A 15,239-nucleotide genomic window follows, 5' to 3' on the forward strand; every position below is an offset into this window, starting at 1 on the left:
TACCCTTTGTAAAGGACATTTTTAAAAAAGTTAGGCAACATCAAGAAGATGATTTCTGTATCCAACAGGAGTCATCTTTTTTAAATTCCATTGATATCTATAGTGATTATAGTACGTCATATATTTCTTAATCTCTTGTTTCAACTCAGTAAAAGACTCGCAAGGTTTTATATGTGCTTCATCTTTCAGATGACCAAAAAATGATTCTTGTGGAGCGTTATCCCAACAGTTCCCTCTTCTTGACATAGATTGTCCGAGCTTTAGCTTTTTGACTAATTTTTGGTAGGTAGGGCTTGTGTAGTGGGCTCCTTGATCTGAATGAATATATGCACCTTCAGTCAATCGAATCCTCTTATTCCGTTTTAGTTTATGAAGAGTTGTTGTTACGAGGTCTAATGTCATCTGTTCTGAAACATGGTAAGCTAAAATTTCATTGGTTGAGCCATCTAAAATTGTAGATAAATAAGCTCTTTTATTCTTACCGTAAACTAAATAAGTGATATCTGTAAGAAGCGTTTTCCTGGGGTGTTTTGTTTAAATTCTCGATTTAATTGATTCGGCACTACTCGATGTTCTTTTGAAGCTTTCAGCATTCTTTTATAAGGATTTGCTTTCCGAATCGGACAGATAATCTCATATTTTTTCATGATTCTACGGATACGCTTTAAATTGTAGACAACTTGAAAATGACCCACCAATGTCATTTTTATTTGACGAGCCCCTTTCTTTCGATTTCTAAATCGAAGTGCTTTTAATATGATTTTTTTCACGATTTCATCTTGATTGTTCTTTTGTTTCCGTTGTTCTTGAGATGAAATGGAAAAATAATTATAGTATCCCGAACGGGATACACCAGCTACTTTACACAAATAACTCACCATATTTCTTAAGTTATATTTTATGATGACAGAACGAATCAGGATATATTTCTGACTAGGTGATAACGTTATTTCCTTCTCATCCTCCCTTCCATAAGTTTCATTTTTTTAACAATTCATTTTCTGCCTTTAGTAAGTTCCGTTCGGCTTCTAAACGAGCATACTTCTCTTCTAACGTAAGCTCTCTCTCAAGAGTTCTTCCCGCGTTTTGGGTGCGTGTATCTCGCAAACCAAATACACCATTTTTTCTGTAAGCAGCACGCCACCTACTTCCTGATGACATAATTCGTTTCATTCCAATCATATCTATATCAAAACCACATTCTTCAAAAATATTTCGAGGTAGTTTTCCTTTCTCATTTTCCTCAATAAAAATACGCTTAAATTCATCTGTATAAGTGATACCTTTCTGACTTACAGATTTTATGTAGGGGTTATTTGATAGAATTTGAATGTCTCTTTCTGTAAATAGCTTTTTTGTCATTTTGAACTTTCTCCGATCCCAATTTTCTCTCATTATACAAGAAATACCCTATAGAATAGACTTTTTTTCAGTGTCTATTCTATAGGGTACATTTTATAAATCTGCATTCTTTTTTTCTACAATGCTGAAAACTCTTCAACAAGTGCATTAAAACGATTTAATGCACTTTCAATCGGTTCTGGTGTAGTTAAATCAATGCCAGCTTTTTTCAGTAGGTTTAATGGATAGTCAGAACTTCCGCCTTTAAGGAATTCAATATAGTTTTTCTGAGCATTTGGATCACCACTTAATAATTTATCGGCGATTTGAATGGCAGAAGCGAATCCAGTTGCGTATTTGTATACGTAAAATGGACGGTAGAAATGAGGGATTCTAGACCAGCCATATTTTACTTCTTCGTCAAATACGAGGGAGTCACCATTATATTCTCTAAATAAGTTTTCGTAAATTTCACTAAAGACTTTGGCATTTAATGGTTTACCTTGTTCGGCCATTTCATGTGTGATTTTTTCAAATTCTGCAAACATGATTTGTGTAAAGAAAGTACCTTTAAAGCTATCGATAAAGTAGTTAATTAAATGATTACGTACGTTCGTTTCTTTTGCTTCTTTTAATAAATAGTGAATTAATAACACTTCATTTACTGTAGAAGCGACTTCTGCAACAAAGATAGTATAGTGTGCAGAAATTCTTGGCTGGTATCCGTGTGAGTAATGCGTATGCATTCCGTGACCACATTCATGAGTAAGAGTGAAAAGGCTATTTAAATCATCGTGATGATTTAAAAGAATGAAAGGATGAACACCGTATACACCAAAGTTATAAGCACCAGAACGTTTTCCTGGTGTTTCTCTCACGTCTATATAGCGTTTATCTTTAAAGGTTTTTAATGTGTCGATATATTCTTCACCTAAAGGAGCTAGTGACGCGATCATTATATCAAACGCTTCGTTGTATGGAATGTCTTGTTTTACACCTTTTACTAAATCAACACTCAAGTCGTATTGTCTTAGTTCATCTACAGCTAACTTTTCTTTTCTAAGTTCATTATACGTATGTAATGATTGAATATTTTTTTTCGTTGTCTCGATTAAATTTTCATATACTTCTTTCGGAACCATATCGCCAAATAATGATTTTTCTAAAGCTGATGGATATTTTCTTAGCTTTGAAACAGTAACATTATTTTTAATAGCTGCCGATAAAGTAGAAGCGATAGAGTTTTTTAACTGAACATATGGCTTGTAATAAGCTTTATAAGCTTCTTTACGTTTTTCACGATTCTCATCTTCTATTAACTTTGCATACATTCCGCGTGTTAAGCTTACTTTTTCTCCATTATCAGTAGTCACTTCACCAAAAATTATATCTGCATTATTTAACATGCCAAATGTATGCTGCGGGGAGGAGAGTGCTTCACCCATTTGTGATAAAATCTCTTCTTGGTCTTTATTCAAAACGTGTTTTTTATAACGATATAATTCGAATAAGTCTTCTTTATAATATTGTAAGCCTTCTGCTTCTTCTATGTAAGAATGTAATGTGTTTTCATCTACGCTAAGTAAGAATGGGGAAAAGAAAGATTTAGCTGCACTTACTTTCACGTGTAATTGTGATACTTTATCGACAAGGGATTGAGCGTCAGTATCGCGTGTATCAAGATCAGATTGTAGTCTTGCATAAGCGAACATTAAAGATATTATGCTAGATATTTCTTCACTCTTTGTTAAATAAGCTAATAAACTATTGCCATCGTGAATATTTCCATTAAACCCGTGTAGTTCATTCGTTAATACTTCAATTTTATGAAAGTCGCTTTCCCAATCTTCAATTGTATGGTAAATGTCCGTTAAATCCCATTTTTCTTTATCAGCTACTTGTAGTCGATCTTTAAGTTCTGTCATAATCATTTCCTTTCTAAATATGTAGTTATGTTCCTATATAACTATGAAATACAACAAATTGCAAAAAATCCCTGCTGGAAAATAAAAAGCTTTGCCGGAAATGGCAAGGCTTTAAAAGTTATAATGTAATGCCGAACGTTGAATGAAGAAGGTTTGTATATTGTTCTTTTGTAATTGTTTCTTTTGTTTTATTTCTATCTTTCGTTACTGTAAGGCTATCTTTTGTTAATGATGCGTGCCCGTCATGAGTAAGTTTTACAACAAGAGGTACTTTGTTAAATGGTGAACCTTCATGTTCAACAATAATTTTTTGTGCTGCATTTGCTTTCGTTTCATCCACTTCTTCCAAGTAAAATGCATAACCTACTGTCCAATCATCAGTAGGAGATTGATCTAGAAACGCATTGTTTTTACGCATTTCTAAAATATAATTACCTTTTTCAGTCGTTTCTTTACGAATACGATAGTCGCCTGTTACAGAATGAACGATCTCACCTGAGAAAGGAACAGGGGAAAGGGGTAAATATGATCCGAAACCTACTTCAATTAAGTAAAGTTCATTATGATGTTGTAAAACAGTTGCGATATGTCCTGAATCTACAGCCCATATAGAATTTGCAGCGTTATAAACTGTTCCTGAAACGAGATGGACATCGAATTTAGAGTCTTTAAGGAAGTAATACATAGCCGGATTGAGTTCATAACAAAGGCCACCACGGTTGTTTATTAAAATTTTTTCTTTTAGATTTTCTTTTGATATTTCTTTAAAGTTGTTTTCAAGAATATTTAAGTTTTCAAAAGGGACAGATTGTGACATTGCATACATAAAGTTAGGTAAATCTTTAAAAGAAACTATTTCTTTATTCTCTATATTTAATCGTGCGAAAAATTGTTTTTGAAAGTCTGTCATAGAAATCCCTCCGTCATACTTTTATAGATAAATTGTATACAATTTTGAATCCGATGTGAATTTTAAACTATGTGGGGTACTTGTGGAATAGTTGAATTCATATTTTGAAAAATAATGTGAGAGATTAAAAGATTGTTACTTTACTAACTGTAGAACGAATATTATAATAACTTTAACGAATTATGCAAACGTTTTCTTGAAGGGGATGGTGTAAATATGTTGAAAAGGATTACGGTAGTCTGTTTATTGTTTATTTTGCTTTTTCCTAATATATATGAGGGAAACAAGGCAGAAGCAGCAACAGTGAACAATGGAACATTAATGCAGTATTTTGAGTGGTACGCTCCGAATGATGGGAATCATTGGAATCGTTTGCGTTCTGATGCTGAAAGTTTAGCTCATAAAGGAATCACATCTGTATGGATACCACCTGCATATAAAGGGACTTCGCAAAATGATGTAGGGTATGGGGCCTATGATTTATATGATTTGGGGGAGTTCAATCAAAAAGGAACGGTGCGGACGAAATATGGGACAAAAGCACAGTTGAAATCTGCAATTGACGCTTTACATAAGCAAAACATCGACGTATACGGTGATGTAGTTATGAATCATAAAGGTGGGGCTGATTATACTGAAACCGTAACAGCTGTTGAGGTAGACCGTAACAATCGAAATATTGAAGTATCAGGTGATTATCAAATTAGTGCATGGACGGGGTTTAATTTTCCAGGGCGCGGAGATGCTTATTCTAATTTCAAATGGAAATGGTATCATTTTGACGGAACGGATTGGGATGAAGGAAGGAAATTAAATCGAATTTATAAATTTAGGGGTATAGATAAAGCGTGGGATTGGGAAGTGTCTAGCGAAAATGGAAATTATGATTATTTGATGTATGCAGATCTTGATTTTGATCATCCTGATGTTGCGAATGAGATGAAAAATTGGGGAACATGGTATGCGAATGAATTAAATTTAGATGGCTTTCGTTTGGACGCTGTTAAACATATTGATCATGAATATTTACGCGATTGGGTAAATCATGCCAGACAGCAAACGGGGAAAGAAATGTTTACAGTAGCTGAATATTGGCAAAATGATGTTCAGGCTTTAAACAATTATTTAGCGAAAGTCAATTATAATCAATCTGTGTTTGATGCACCGCTTCATTACAATTTTCATTATGCTTCAACAGGAAATGGGAATTATGATATGAGAAATATTTTAAATGGAACAGTAATGAAAAATCACCCTGCACTCGCAGTTACTCTCGTTGAGAATCATGATTCTCAGCCTGGGCAGTCATTGGAATCTGTAGTAAGTCCGTGGTTTAAGCCGCTGGCATATGCATTTATTTTAACTCGTGCAGAGGGCTATCCTTCAGTTTTCTATGGTGATTACTATGGGACAAGTGGAAATAGTAGTTATGAAATTCCAGCGTTAACAGATAAAATTGATCCAATTTTGACGGCACGAAAAAACTTTGCATATGGTACGCAGCGTGATTATTTAGACCATCCAGATGTGATTGGCTGGACAAGAGAAGGGGATGGTGTACATGCTAATTCTGGTTTAGCGACATTACTCTCGGACGGACCAGGAGGATCAAAGTGGATGGATGTTGGAAAGAATAACGCTGGGGAAGTATGGTACGATATTACGGGTAATCAAACAAATACTGTAACAATTAATAAGGACGGATGGGGGCAGTTCCATGTAAGTGGAGGCTCAGTTTCCATATATGTTCAGCAGTAAATTGGTGATGAAAAGAAGAGGTAGACTGAAATATAAGTTTCCTCTTCTTTTTACATTGTTATCATTCCTAAATCTTTATTTTAATAAATGAACTAGTCGACTTTTGAAACAACAAGAGATGCATTGGAATAAATAATGTCACCCGTGGCTTCTCTTATTCGTACTCGAAGGACATCTCCTTGGTTTAAAGGTAATAGATCAGTTCTAGCGGATGTAGTTCTTACCCCAGAACCACCACCAACTCGTGTTTCAATGGCGAATTGAATGGAATCATTTATTGTAAGGTTTAATATACTAGACGAAATAGCTTGTATCACAAATACAATTGAAAAGGATACAGAGTACACACCAGTGGTATCAATTGTAATGGAGTTGTCTACTGGGGTTAGAGTAGTTCCACTAACAGGTCCTGGAATTGTCAAATTAACATTTGTATTAACTACTGCTGAAAAACCGATACCTACTTCAGAAGTTATTGTTCCAAATACCGGGAGAATTCCTAAACCGGTTGCTCCAGTGAGACCAGTTATTCCGATTCCTGTAGCACCGGTAGGACCAGTTATTCCGATTCCAGTAAGTCCTGTAACACCAGTAGGTCCGGTTGGGAATGTAAATGGTGGGAGTGTGGGGCCAATTAAATTTGGTTCAAGAGCAGTTCCATGTAAAATAATATTTTCTTTGCTCATATAGTGACCTCCTATGATTGCTTGTCATAATTATTAAATGTATTAGGATAAGTAAATGACATTCGCAATAGCGGAGGCGCTTATTTAATTTTTTCGCAACGAAATTAAAGTTATTACTTTAAAGTTGGATACAATAAAAACTGTACTGTGATTGCTATAGAACTAAATATTAGTATGTTTTTAACGTGATTTTAATAGATGTTATATTTGCTTTACGATAAAATGATTATATTGTAAAATTACACTATAAGTGTAAAGTGATAACAAATGGGTGTTTTTACACTTGTGGTTATTAGGGCTTTCTAAAGCAAGATGATGAGTTTTTATTATTCAAGTCAGCGAAGAAAATTTGATGTAGCGGTTATTAGAAGAAGTTCTTTATATAAATCGTAATTTAAAATCCATAAGGACATTTCTGTATAGGCAGTAGTAGCAAAAGGAGACGCAAGATGAAAAGAACAAAAATGATATATATCATAATGTTTAGTTTATTCCTATTAACATCATGTGATATATCGAATGAAGAAATTGAACAAAAAGCACAAAGTTATACAAAATCGGAGTATGGTATTTCTGTTAAACTAAACCAAGTTGAAACACTGGATAATGGAAAGGATTTCCTTGGTCCAAAGGGACGGATAGCTTTTGTGCAGCAAGTCGATGAACCGTATTTGGAATTTCAACTTTATTTCGATGGACAAATCTCTCCAGAAGTAAATAATGATAACTATAAAATAAAAAAAGAAGCGAATGATTTACAAGAAAGATTCAATACATATTATGGAGAGAAAGGGAATAATACTATACTTACTTTTGATCAAATGCAGACTGGGGATAATGTTTCTGATAAGAATGCTGAGAAAGAAATAGCGAAGAAAAATTTGAAGCAGTATTATACGGCAGTTTTTAGAAGTAATACTGTTTTAGATGTAAACAATCCTGTACATATGGAAACATTAGCGGAGGCTGCTAGAAGTATTCAGGAATTTAATAAAACTATTGAAAATAGTAAGAGTAGCGTGGAAGATATAACGATTCAGTTGCCAGACGTTAATAAGGATGTATTAAAAAATATTGCGGTAGACTATATATTAACGGCTGAAGATGCGAAAAAGACCCTTGAGAAAAAGGCTGATTATATGAAAGTTTTACAGTCTACAAGGTGAAAAAGCATTATCAGAAAAAATTGATCTTCCTAAGGTGTGAAAAGAAATAGTCTGACACCTTTACTTCTTGCAACACATATAGTATGATGATTTCAATAAATTAGATTTCAATGACTAAAATATAAATTAATGAGAGGTGCTTTTTGTGAGTGCGGTAGGTACTAAATAGGAAAAATTTAATGAAATAAATCGGATAAGACCAGGGGATTTTTATGTACATCATACCCCTAATTTTGTCATGGATTTATTTCGAAACCTATGAAGATACCTACAATACTTTATAAAGCGTGTAATAAGGGGATTGCCATCTGTTTTTATGGCTTATTTCCTCATATGTTATTACACATGCCTTGTAAATGTAAAAGCTGCGGTATCCCCGCAGCTTTTTTGTATATATTTTTAATGTATAAAAATGGAAAATGAATAATGTAGAACTCATTGGAATCTAATGAGTAGGTATCTTCATTGATGATAAAAACCAATCATAGTGAGGAGAAACAAAATGAATACGATGACTTTTGAAAAGTTACAATATAACGAATTAATGGAAATAGTGAAATCTTATTGTGTAAGTGGATTAGGTAAGGAATTATTAAATAAATTAGAGCCGAATACGAGTATAAAAGTAGTGAGAAATCGCTTAAATGAAACGACAGAAGCACGAGCTATAGTAGATGCAGAAGGGCATGTGCCTTTTTTCGGAATATCCAATATCGCTAGTACAATTCAAAAATTAGAAAAAGGGATGATTTTAGATCCAGCAGAGTTAGTGAGCGTTTCAGACTTTTTACGTGGATGTAGAAAGATTAAAAAGTTTATGCTGGATAAAGAATTTTTTGCGCCAGTATTAGCTTCTTATGCAAATTCAATGACTGAATATAAAAGTATTGAAGAGGAAATCAACTTTTCCATTAAAGGTAATAGTATTGATGCAGCTGCGAGTAAAGAGTTAAAACGAATTCGAAATAACATTGATTCTGTAGACGGAAAAATAAAAGAACGTTTAACGAAGTTTTTAAATAGTAGTGCAAATAAGAAATATATTCAGGAATTCTTTATTAGTAAGAAGGACGATAGGTATACGATTCCAATTAAATCTTCTTATAAAAATCAAGTTGCGGGAAGTATAGTTGAAGCTTCCGCTAAAGGTTCAACTGTATTTATAGAACCGCATACGGTTACAAAGTTAAATACGGAACTCGCAAGTTGGAAAGCAGAAGAAGCGATGGAAGAGTATCAAATTTTAGCGACTTTATCAGGAATGGTATTAGAAAATATTTATCATATAAAAATTAATATGGAACTAATTAGCCAATATGATATGGTATTTGCGAAAGCGAAGTTTAGTAAATCAATCGATGGAATAGAGCCGAAATTAAACGATCATGGCTACATTCATTTAGTAAATTGTAAGCATCCGCTTTTAATTGGAAAAGTAGTGCCATTAAACTTTGAAATCGGTCAAGAATACCGTAGTTTAATTATTACAGGACCGAATGCGGGCGGAAAAACGATTGTGTTAAAAACAATCGGATTGTTAACATTAGCGACAATGTCAGGCCTGCACATCGCTGGAGATAAAGAAACGGAAATTGCTATTTTCGAAAATATATTTGTAGACATTGGTGATAACCAAAGTATCGAAAATGCACTAAGTACATTTTCATCTCATATGAAAAATCTTTCTGAAATCATGAGGATGTCAAATAATAATACGTTACTGTTATTTGACGAAATAGGAAGCGGTACAGAACCGAATGAAGGTGCGGCGCTTGCGATATCTATTTTAGAAGAATTTTACCTTGCGGGATGTATTACAATTGCGAGTACGCATTACGGTGAAATTAAACGCTTTTCAGAAATGCACGATGATTTTATGAACGCAGCAATGCAATTTAATAGTGAAACACTAGAGCCACTTTATAAATTAGTGATTGGTAAATCAGGTGAAAGCAATGCACTTTGGATTGCAAATAAAATGAATGTAAAAGAACATGTACTGCAAAGAGCGAAAGCGTATATGGGAAATAAAGAATACGCCCTAGAAAAAGTGAATGAAAGTAAAATTAGAAAACCGAAATTCGTACAAGAAAAAAGAGAAAATCACTATGAATATAAGATTGGCGACCGTGTGAAATTATTAGATCATAACGATTTCGGAATCGTATATAAGGAAAAAGATAATTTCTATAATGTCGTTGTATATTATAACGGTGAATTCACTGAAGTGAATGTAAAACGTATTACTTTAGACGTGGCAGCAAAGGAATTATATCCAGATGGATACGATTTAAATACACTATTTGTCGATTATAAAGAAAGAAAAATGCAGCACGATATAGAGCGCGGATCGAAAAAAGCGCTTCGTAAAATTGAAAAAGAAATAAGAAAGAATAGAGGATAAGTTAAAATGGTAACAATTAGACAAGAACAAAAAAACGATTATAGAAAAACAGAAGAAGTTGTACAACAAGCATTTTTAAATGAAGAATTTAGCGATAAAAAGGAACATGAACTTGTAAAACGTATTAGAGAATGTGACGCATTTATTCCAGAGTTATCAATTGTTGCGGTAGATGAGGAAATCGTTGGTCACATTATGTTATCGAAAATTACAATAGAACAAGATGGGGCTTCTGTAGATTCATTAGCGCTTGCGCCAGTATCAGTTTCTCCAAGCCATCAGAAAAAAGGAATCGGCGGAAAACTAATCGCTTCTGCTTTAGAAAAGGCGGAAGAACTTGGATACGGATCAGTTGTTGTGTTAGGGCATCAAGAGTATTATCCAAAGTTTGGATTTAAGAAAGCAAGTGAGTGGAATATAAAAGCACCATTTGAAGTACCAGATGAAGTGTTTATGGTGATGGAACTTAGAGAGAATGCTCTTCAAGGTGTTGAAGGGGTTGTTCAGTATTCGAGTGCTTTTTCTGGATAAAAGTACCGATTAAGAAATGTAATCATAAAAAATGCTATCTTTTTGTAGGGATGTACAGAAAGATAGCGTTTTTTTAGTAAGCAGATCTACTTACGTATATTTTGCGCGATGGATAATTGAGATGATAAGATTGATATAGAAATGTAAAGGGAGAGAATATGATGAAGACGCGAGAAACAGATAGCAATGAGGATGTAGTTACGTTATATGTTACAAGACACGGTAAAACAATATTAAATGCGAATCATCGCGCGCAAGGTTGGGCAGATTCGCCGTTAGTGGAAAAAGGCGTGGAAGTTGCCTCTAATTTAGGAACGGGATTAAAAGATATTCATTTTACTAAAGTGTATAGTAGTGATAGTGGTCGAGCGATTGAAACTGCTAATTTAGTATTAAAACATAGTGAGCAATCAAAATTGAAACTTGAGAAAAGAAAAAATTTACGAGAATTAAATTTTGGTATTTTTGAAGGTGAAAAACTTGAAAATATGTGGGATGTAGTTGGAAAAGCTGCGGGCGTTGCATCACCAGAAGAACTCATGAAGTTTTCTATTCAAGAAGTGATTAATCTTATTAGAGCAGCAGACCCTACGAAACAAGCGGAAGATTGGGAATTATTTTCTACGCGTATAACAACAGAGATTGATAAAATTAGTGAAGAAGCTGCTAAAAATGGAGGTGGCAACGTTTTAGTTGTCGTTCATGGGCTTTTGATTACTGCCTTAATAGAAATGTTAGACAGTACCAAAACAAAACTTGGAGTGGAAAATGCAAGTGTGACGAAGATTGTATATCAAGATGGAACATATACAGTCGAATCGGTTGGGGATATGAGCTATGTTGCAAAAGGGAAAGAAAGTGTGGAAATATAATTAAATCTCAAATAGAGATAAGAAAAGGAGGCTAGAAAATCTAGCTTCCTTTTTTAGTTAGATTAATTATGGAATTAATAAAATCTTCCCTGTACTTTTTCTGCTCTCTAATAATTCATGGGCACGGGCACCATCTTGTAAAGAGAATGTAGTAGGACTCGCAATGTTTAATTTTCCAGTAGTGATCCAATCAAATAATTGAGTAGAGCGTTGTTTGCGTTCTTCATACGTAGTAAGAACGTTCCAAAGGTCTCCGCCAGTTAAAGTTTTTGAAGTATCCATAAGCATACGTGGATCAACTGGCGCAGGATTACCACCGGCCATTCCGTAAAACACGACAGTACCACCAACTTTAGTCGCTTTAAAACTTTCCGCGAGTGTAGAACCTACTGATTCATATACAACATTTACTCCAGTACCGTTAGTTATTTCAAGTACTTTCGTCTGCCATGCGTCAGTATATAAAAATACGTGATCGGCACCAGCTAACGTAGCTACCTTTTCTTTTTCTTTTGATGACGTAAGACCGATTACTGTTCCGCCCTGTAGTTTAATTATTTGAACGAGAAGTTGCCCAACACCACCAGCTGCGGCATGTACTAAAGCTATATCACCTTGTTTTATTTGGTAGCTATCTTTCGTTAAATAATGTGCTGTTAGTCCTTGTAATAATACTGAAGAGGCTATCTCAAAAGAAATAGAATCTGGAAGTGGAATTGCTTTTTCTGATGGAACAGCAACTAATTCTGCATTTGAGAATGGAACGTCAGCAAATGCAATGCGGTCTCCGGGATTGATAGTAGTAACGTCAGTTCCTACTTTTTCAACAATACCAGCCCCTTCATAACCTAATATATAAGGTGGATTGCCAGCGAGATGATAATCGCCGCGGCGTCTATAAATATCAGCGAAATTTAAACCAATTGCTTTCGTACGAACGAGAATTTCATTTGGATTTATGATGGGATCAGCTATTTCTTTATATTGTAGTACATCAGCGTCTCCGAATGTTTCGAAATAAAGTGCTTTCATATGGAATACCTCCATTTATATTGTTTGTAGATATTCTTTATCATACAATACAACTATCAATAGAAAAAGAAGATTATTTCGATGAAATCAATCGTAAATACCGATTGAAAAGAGGGATGTTAAATGGAGATAAAACAATTAATTACATTTAAAGTAGCAGCAGAAAGCTTAAATTTTACACAAACTGCGAAGAAATTAAATTTTGCTCAGTCGAGTGTGACAGCGCAAATTAAAACGTTAGAGGCTGAGCTCGGTACGCCGTTATTTGAAAGATTAGGGAAACGCCTTTTCTTAACTGAAGCAGGAAAGAAGTTTCAACTATATGCCGATAAGATGATTGCGCTTAGTAATGAAGCGAAAATGGCTGTGAAAGATGATGAGGAAATAGCAGGTACGTTAATAATTGGTGCGCAAGAAAGTCAATGTACATACAGGCTCCCTTCCATATTAAAGAGGTTTAAAGCACAATTTCCTCAAATAAAGCTTATATTTAAACCTGCACATTCAAATAAAGATGCAAAGGAACAATTGATGGAGGGGAAAGTAGACCTTGTATTTATTTTAGACGAATGTAAAAAAGAAGATATTTTACATGTGGAGCCACTTATGAAAGAAGAATTAAAAGTAGTAGCTGCTCCGGGACATCGTTTACTTGAACAACCTTCCGTTTCCACAAAAGATTTAGAAAGTGAAACACTTTTACTAACAGAACTCGGTTGCTCGTATCGGACTTTATTTGAAGAGCTATTTCGCACAGAAGATGTGTATCCGGCAAATAAGATTGAGTTTGTTAGTGTAGAGGCAATTAAACAATGTGTTATTGCAGATTTAGGTATAGCGGTTTTACCTGCGATAGTAGTAGAAAAGGATATACGAGAGGGAACGATAAAGGAATTAGTTTTAAAGAATACAATCACTCCGATCTATACACAAATTGCTTGGCATAAAGATAAATGGATGACAGCGCCACTGCAGCAATTCATTGATGTAACGAGGGAGTCTTTTAATTAACGTGTGTTATAAGTGAGGAAGTAATATAATAAACGATTAACTTATTTAAGGAAAGAAAGAGCATGTTTTGAAATAGATTAATCAAAACGTACTCTTTCTTTTTTGTGCTTATCCCGCTATTTGTGGGCAGTAAGACTCCCACCTTAAAATTTGGCTGGAGCAAAGAAGTTAGATGGGAGTCGGGCTGCCCGTAAACGCCCGATTGGTGAAGGCTAATAATCAGTGGAGGACGAACAAAGCCCCCACTGATTAAAGTTTCACTTTATTAAGTTCAGTTTCACTTTATTAAGTTCAGTTGCAGTAATTAACTAACTAAGGTCTGTGTCAGGAGGAGTGTATCCGAGGTGACGAGCCATTGATACAATTTGACCTTTATGATGGAATTCATGTGTTTCCGCATGAGTTAAAAGCCATAGCGGAGTTGTGCTCCAAGGTTCTTTTTGCCATTTCACTTCATTTGCTATATTTTCGAGCCAACGGTCATTGTATTCATCTAAAAAACGCATTACAACCTCATCGACTAACTTAAATCTAGCACGAACTTTCTCGACATCTGCATGCTCAATTTCATAATCACTAGCGAATGAAAAATCTGCTCGTTTTTGCTTGAATGCGAATGATCCAAGCCAGTATCGGTAGCAATCAGCTACATGAATATGGTTTTTTAAAATGCTGCCACTTCCGAAATTAGGAACTGTGCTGTGCAATTTTTCTCGTGGAATTTCTTCTAAAAATGTAAATAGATTTTCTCTTGTAGAACGAATAAGATCATATTGTTGTTTTAAAACATGTAACATGCCATTACACTCCTCTTTTATTTACTAAACTATTTGTGTAGTAAGTAATTCTATATTTACGAGGGGTGAACCTTTTTATTATTTTTACTAAGCATATTAGATGTTTTTCTTAATTGTTTCTGATAGATTAAACAAGGTGAAACTTTAATAAGTTTAACATCCTTAGTTCATAATAAATTATACATAAAAAAGGGGACGATAAAATGAATAGAATAATTGGTTTAAAACAATTTGAAATAACGCGTGGGGCATTACTTAAATTTATGGAAACGTTAGATGACAAAACTGCGGATACGCAGCCGGAGGGCTTTAACAATACAATTCGCTGGCATATCGGTCACGTGTTAACGGCGGCAGAAACTTTCATGTTTGGAAGAGAATTTAAACAATTACCAACTGAATATCCAGGTATGTTTGGATATGGTTCAAGACCATCTAAATGGAAAACAGAAGGGCCATCATTAGAAGTGTTAACGGTTCAATTAAAAGAACAAGCGAAGCGCATTCAAGAAATTCCAGCAGAAGCATTTGAAAATAAACTTCCAGAGCCATTTTTAGGGTTGGAAACAGTTGGAGAGCTTTACGGTATGATGCTTTATCATGAAGCAGACCATATTGGGCAAATGAAGGCGATGGAACGTATTATTAAGGCTCTGTAGTTTTTGGTAATGTTAAATAATATATAGACAAAAAAGGATAGATAATTTATTATCTATCCTTTTTTGTTGTTGAACTTCTTGAAGGATTAAGGATTATGAACGCTAATCATCGTGATGTTGATGAAAAAGGAAAGAAAACCAACCAAT

The 15,239-nt window shown here is 34.4% G+C and carries 12 protein-coding genes and 1 pseudogene; 7 read left to right on the forward strand and 6 right to left on the reverse strand.

Annotated elements, in window-relative coordinates; all coding sequences use genetic code 11:
• Nucleotides 1-30 precede the first annotated feature (30 nt).
• The 3 genes and pseudogenes from ACE38F_RS11680 to ACE38F_RS11690 form a co-directional block, all read right to left on the reverse strand.
• A pseudogene (locus ACE38F_RS11680) lies at nt 31-1,362 on the reverse strand (IS3 family transposase).
• Between the two features lie 116 nt (nt 1,363-1,478).
• Nucleotides 1,479-3,266 carry an oligoendopeptidase F gene (gene pepF, locus ACE38F_RS11685; RefSeq protein WP_375370530.1) on the reverse strand — a complete coding sequence of 596 codons (1,788 nt, stop codon included), beginning with the start codon at nt 3,264-3,266 and terminating at the stop codon, nt 1,479-1,481.
• 118 nt (nt 3,267-3,384) lie between these two features.
• Complete coding sequence (locus ACE38F_RS11690) at nt 3,385-4,176, reverse strand: arylamine N-acetyltransferase family protein (RefSeq protein ID WP_375370529.1); 792 nt, start codon at nt 4,174-4,176, stop codon at nt 3,385-3,387.
• Nucleotides 4,177-4,392: 216 nt separating this feature from the next.
• On the opposite strand from ACE38F_RS11690, the gene amyS reads away from it, so the two are divergent.
• A complete protein-coding gene (gene amyS / locus ACE38F_RS11695; protein WP_375370528.1) occupies nt 4,393-5,934 on the forward strand; it encodes an alpha-amylase in 1,542 nt (513 codons plus the stop codon).
• Nucleotides 5,935-6,026: 92 nt separating this feature from the next.
• Here amyS and betA read toward each other — a convergent pair whose 3' ends face one another.
• Nucleotides 6,027-6,620, reverse strand: a complete 594-nt coding sequence (gene betA, locus ACE38F_RS11700; protein ID WP_375370527.1) for a collagen-like exosporium glycoprotein BetA — start codon at nt 6,618-6,620, stop codon at nt 6,027-6,029.
• Between the two features lie 449 nt (nt 6,621-7,069).
• Here betA and ACE38F_RS11705 point away from each other — a divergent pair, with 449 nt between their 5' ends.
• The 4 genes from ACE38F_RS11705 to ACE38F_RS11720 all read left to right on the forward strand — a co-directional run bounded on the left by ACE38F_RS11705 (nt 7,070) and on the right by ACE38F_RS11720 (nt 11,593).
• Nucleotides 7,070-7,786: a hypothetical protein gene (locus ACE38F_RS11705; RefSeq protein WP_375370526.1), complete on the forward strand. Its 717-nt coding sequence runs from the start codon at nt 7,070-7,072 to the stop codon at nt 7,784-7,786.
• A gap of 502 nt (nt 7,787-8,288) precedes the next feature.
• On the forward strand, nt 8,289-10,190 hold the full coding sequence (locus ACE38F_RS11710) for an endonuclease MutS2 (protein WP_375370525.1): 1,902 nt from the start codon (nt 8,289-8,291) through the stop codon (nt 10,188-10,190).
• A 6-nt stretch (nt 10,191-10,196) separates the two neighbouring features.
• A complete protein-coding gene (locus ACE38F_RS11715) occupies nt 10,197-10,721 on the forward strand; it encodes a GNAT family N-acetyltransferase (RefSeq protein WP_375370524.1) in 525 nt (174 codons plus the stop codon).
• Nucleotides 10,722-10,882: 161 nt separating this feature from the next.
• Complete coding sequence (locus tag ACE38F_RS11720; protein WP_375370523.1) at nt 10,883-11,593, forward strand: histidine phosphatase family protein; 711 nt, start codon at nt 10,883-10,885, stop codon at nt 11,591-11,593.
• A 66-nt stretch (nt 11,594-11,659) separates the two neighbouring features.
• On the opposite strand, the gene ACE38F_RS11725 is transcribed toward ACE38F_RS11720, so the two are convergent.
• Nucleotides 11,660-12,625 (reverse strand): quinone oxidoreductase family protein, encoded by a 966-nt coding sequence (locus ACE38F_RS11725; RefSeq protein ID WP_375370522.1) that lies wholly within the window; start codon nt 12,623-12,625, stop codon nt 11,660-11,662.
• A 123-nt stretch (nt 12,626-12,748) separates the two neighbouring features.
• Here ACE38F_RS11725 and ACE38F_RS11730 point away from each other — a divergent pair, with 123 nt between their 5' ends.
• Nucleotides 12,749-13,636: a LysR family transcriptional regulator gene (locus tag ACE38F_RS11730; protein WP_375370521.1), complete on the forward strand. Its 888-nt coding sequence runs from the start codon at nt 12,749-12,751 to the stop codon at nt 13,634-13,636.
• Between the two features lie 308 nt (nt 13,637-13,944).
• Here the strand turns inward: ACE38F_RS11730 and ACE38F_RS11735 are convergent, their stop codons facing one another.
• Nucleotides 13,945-14,433 (reverse strand): DinB family protein, encoded by a 489-nt coding sequence (locus ACE38F_RS11735; protein WP_375370520.1) that lies wholly within the window; start codon nt 14,431-14,433, stop codon nt 13,945-13,947.
• 203 nt (nt 14,434-14,636) lie between these two features.
• Between ACE38F_RS11735 and ACE38F_RS11740 the strand changes: the two genes are divergently transcribed.
• Entirely contained in the window at nt 14,637-15,092 is a 456-nt protein-coding gene (locus ACE38F_RS11740; RefSeq protein ID WP_328009760.1) for a DinB family protein, read from the forward strand.
• Nucleotides 15,093-15,239 lie beyond the last annotated feature (147 nt).

This window comes from Bacillus altaicus (genome assembly GCF_042136375.2).
In the GTDB taxonomy this organism is placed as follows: Bacteria; Bacillota; Bacilli; order Bacillales; family Bacillaceae_G; genus Bacillus_A; species Bacillus_A cereus_U.

Excerpts from the sequence above, each read along its gene's own strand:
- pepF (WP_375370530.1), bottom strand. The coding sequence starts at position 3,266 with ATGACAGAACTTAAAGATCGACTACAAGTAGCTGATAAAGAAAAATGG.
- ACE38F_RS11690 (WP_375370529.1), bottom strand. The coding sequence starts at position 4,176 with ATGACAGACTTTCAAAAACAATTTTTCGCACGATTAAATATAGAGAAT.
- amyS (WP_375370528.1), top strand. The coding sequence starts at position 4,393 with ATGTTGAAAAGGATTACGGTAGTCTGTTTATTGTTTATTTTGCTTTTT.
- betA (WP_375370527.1), bottom strand. The coding sequence starts at position 6,620 with ATGAGCAAAGAAAATATTATTTTACATGGAACTGCTCTTGAACCAAAT.
- ACE38F_RS11705 (WP_375370526.1), top strand. The coding sequence starts at position 7,070 with ATGAAAAGAACAAAAATGATATATATCATAATGTTTAGTTTATTCCTA.
- ACE38F_RS11710 (WP_375370525.1), top strand. The coding sequence starts at position 8,289 with ATGAATACGATGACTTTTGAAAAGTTACAATATAACGAATTAATGGAA.
- ACE38F_RS11715 (WP_375370524.1), top strand. The coding sequence starts at position 10,197 with ATGGTAACAATTAGACAAGAACAAAAAAACGATTATAGAAAAACAGAA.
- ACE38F_RS11720 (WP_375370523.1), top strand. The coding sequence starts at position 10,883 with ATGAAGACGCGAGAAACAGATAGCAATGAGGATGTAGTTACGTTATAT.
- ACE38F_RS11725 (WP_375370522.1), bottom strand. The coding sequence starts at position 12,625 with ATGAAAGCACTTTATTTCGAAACATTCGGAGACGCTGATGTACTACAA.
- ACE38F_RS11730 (WP_375370521.1), top strand. The coding sequence starts at position 12,749 with ATGGAGATAAAACAATTAATTACATTTAAAGTAGCAGCAGAAAGCTTA.
- ACE38F_RS11735 (WP_375370520.1), bottom strand. The coding sequence starts at position 14,433 with ATGTTACATGTTTTAAAACAACAATATGATCTTATTCGTTCTACAAGA.
- ACE38F_RS11740 (WP_328009760.1), top strand. The coding sequence starts at position 14,637 with ATGAATAGAATAATTGGTTTAAAACAATTTGAAATAACGCGTGGGGCA.